Source organism: Entomospira culicis (assembly GCF_028748145.1).
GTDB lineage: Bacteria > Spirochaetota > Spirochaetia > WRBN01 > WRBN01 > Entomospira > Entomospira culicis.
Genome location: NZ_CP118184.1, coordinates 1 through 3,005, shown reverse-complemented (window position 1 = coordinate 3,005; position 3,005 = coordinate 1). Strand labels below are relative to the sequence as shown.

The 3,005-nt window shown below is 45.5% G+C and carries 3 protein-coding genes; all 3 read right to left on the bottom strand.

Annotated features, from left to right (window positions below):
- Nucleotides 1–154, bottom strand: a 154-nt coding sequence (locus tag PVA46_RS08375) for an FAD-dependent oxidoreductase (protein WP_167696555.1), incomplete at its 3' end; no start/stop codon positions are given.
- Between the two features lie 63 nt (nt 155–217).
- Nucleotides 218–1,708, bottom strand: a complete 1,491-nt coding sequence (gene glpK / locus PVA46_RS08370) for a glycerol kinase GlpK (protein ID WP_167696554.1) — start codon at nt 1,706–1,708, stop codon at nt 218–220.
- Between the two features lie 25 nt (nt 1,709–1,733).
- Nucleotides 1,734–2,444, bottom strand: coding sequence for an MIP/aquaporin family protein (locus tag PVA46_RS08365; RefSeq protein ID WP_167696552.1), 711 nt, complete (start codon nt 2,442–2,444; stop codon nt 1,734–1,736).
- Nucleotides 2,445–3,005 lie beyond the last annotated feature (561 nt).

Here is a 3,005-nt window from a genome sequence, read left to right as displayed (position 1 = left end):
ACCCTGAATGAATAATCGCGCTGTTTGCCATGGTGGTCTGATTGGCGAAATCATTCTCTTTGTCTAGCACTAGTACCTTCACGTCGTAGTGAGACAATTCCTTGGCAATAAATGCCCCCACGACGCCCGCACCTATTATAATATAATCGTACATCATCAATATCCTCGCTCGTTTTTTCTAGATCTAGCGAGACATCGCTAGATCTATATTACTAAACTACTTAAATACTCGCGCAGCAGCCACTGCTTTTTGCCAACCATTGTAGAGATTCTCTTTTTTTTCTTCGGGCATCGATGGTTTGTAGTTTTTATCTACAGCCCAATTGGCGGTAATCTCTTCTTTGGATTGCCAAAATCCTGTAGCAAGACCAGCAAGATACGCTGCGCCCATCGCGGTGGTCTCGGTAACCTTGGGCACATCCACCTCGACATGGAGAATATCAGACTGAAATTGCATCAAAAAGCTGTTATGCACCGCCCCACCATCTACGCGTAGACGCTTGACGTGAATGCCTGCTTCGTATGCCATCAAATCGAGGATGTCGCGAGTTTGGTAGCAGATCGACTCTAAGGTGGCACGGACAATCTCATTCTTGCCACTGCCTCGTGTTAAGCCAAAGATCGCTCCACGCACATCTTGATCCCAATAAGGCGATCCAAGCCCGACAAATGCTGGCACCAAATAGACGCCCTTACTATCTTCTACACTCTTGGCGAGGGCTTCGCTCTCTTTGGCATTTTCGATTAGTTTAAGGCTATCGCGTAGCCATTGCACGGCGCTTCCTGCCACAAAAATCGATCCCTCCAGCGCATACTCTACTTTTCCATCAATCCCCCAGGCAATTGTGGTGAGTAGACCATTTTGGGAGTGAATTTTTTTATCACCAGTATTCATCAACATAAAACAGCCAGTGCCGTAGGTATTTTTCACCAAGCCTTCCTCAAAACAGCCTTGCCCAAAGAGCGCCGCTTGTTGATCGCCTGCAATACCAGCAATGCTGATGTTGTGTCCAAAGAAGATGGCAGCATCGGTGGTGGTGTAGACTTCAGAAGAAGATTTCACCTCGGGGAGCATGCTCATCGGGATCTCCAAAATGTTGCAGAGCTCCTCATCCCACTTGAGATCGAAAATGTTGTAAATGAGCGTGCGCGAGGCGTTGGTATAGTCGGTGATGTGCGTCTTTCCGCCCGATAGCTTCCAGACTAACCAGCTATCGATCGTGCCAAAGAGGAGATTTCCAGCCTCGGCACGCTCTCTTGCATGGGGCACGTTGTCGAGAATCCACTTAATTTTTGTTCCCGAGAAGTAGGCATCAATCGGTAAGCCAGTCTTCTCTTTAAAGCGCTCGCTATGTCCATCGGCGATAAGCTTATCACAAATGGCAGAGGTCTGCCTCGACTGCCAGACAACTGCGTGGTAGACGGGTAGACCGGTAGTTTTATCCCAAATCACCGTCGTCTCACGCTGATTGGTAATACCAATGCTGTCGATATCGCTGACGATGACTTCTTCAGTAATAAAGAGATCAGCAATCACCGAGAGAGTGGTCAACCAAATCTCATTGGCATCGTGCTCTACCCAGCCAGCTTGCGGAAAGTGTTGGGTAAACTCTTTTTGAGAGACCCCTTTAATCTGCGCACTCTTGTCAAAGAGAATTGCGCGTACCGATGTTGTGCCTAAGTCTAGGGCTAAGACATATTTAGCCATTTTTTGCTCCTTTGTTCTTTATAAATTAAAGTAATGTTACCATAAATTGATAGACCAGTGTCGCCAACCCCGCACCTAGCAGTGGCCCAATAATCGGAATCCACGCATAAGACCAGTTGGTATCCTTGCAATGACCACTTAATCGTGTAAAGGTGTACATCAATCGAGGTCCTAAGTCACGCACGGGGTTGATAGCATAGCCAGTGAGCGATCCCAATGCGATACCAATTCCTACGATAAGAAAGGGCACAAAGAGTGAGCTTGCGCTGGTGTCGTGGGCAGTATTGAGAATAAATAAAACTAAGATAAACGTCCCCACCACTTCGCTCAATAGATTGCGCATGGTGTTGGCACTAGCGGCGTTGGTAAAGAAGACCCCACCCAAAGATTTGTTCTCAAGGCTTGCGGTAAAGTGATCGTAGTAAAGTTGATAGACCAACCACGATCCAAAGATTGCCCCCATCAATTGCGCACCAAAGTAGATCACAAATTCCGGCAAGCTAATCGCTTGTTGCATCAGCATCGCTAAACTTACCGCTGGATTAAGATGCGCTCCCGAGAGTGGATTGGAGACGACAATGCCGGCAAAGACTCCCAATCCCCAACCAAAGGCAATAAAAACCCAACCCGTGCCTTTTGCAAAGCTCTTATTTAGGGTGTTTGCCGCGTTCGTGCCATTGCCAAAGAGTAAAATGATGGCAGTTCCTAAAAACTCCCCGAGCATAATGTTGGTCATAATTTCTCCTCCCTTTTTATTATAAAAGAAATTATTGTTACACCTTCATTATATCCTAGGTAGTAGCGTATGCGCAATCTTTTTTTATGGCAAGTTTTTTATTGTCAGTTAAATAGGGGTATCCTTTGCAATGGATGTAATCACTGGGGGTAATAAGTTCTTTCAAATGTTGATTTTAGCCATTGTTTTAAGAAAGATATAGTTCTGGTAGAAAATAAGCTTTTATGGGAGGGTGCCCGATAGGGCTTTTTGTTTGTTGCCAAATTAGGTTAGCCTCACCGTTGTTGATGCGATAGAGTCGCACTCTTATGGTAGAGCTGACTCCAACGGCAAACCCACCGAAGATATTGTGAATATAATCCCCAAAAGAAAAGTAGCTGTCATAAACTAAAATAAGATCGTTGTCTACTAAATAATAGTCACCGCTAGGCAATGTTTTTGGCAAATAAGCGACTATTTGCATGGTAGGTAGATGGTAGATGGTAGATGGCGCTAGCTTGAGGCAGATCTATGATATTATCTGTAGGCTCTCTCTTTTTGGTTGGTTGGCCAATTAAGAGA

Excerpts from the sequence above, each read along its gene's own strand:
- glpK (WP_167696554.1), bottom strand. The coding sequence starts at position 1,708 with ATGGCTAAATATGTCTTAGCCCTAGACTTAGGCACAACATCGGTACGC.
- PVA46_RS08365 (WP_167696552.1), bottom strand. The coding sequence starts at position 2,444 with ATGACCAACATTATGCTCGGGGAGTTTTTAGGAACTGCCATCATTTTA.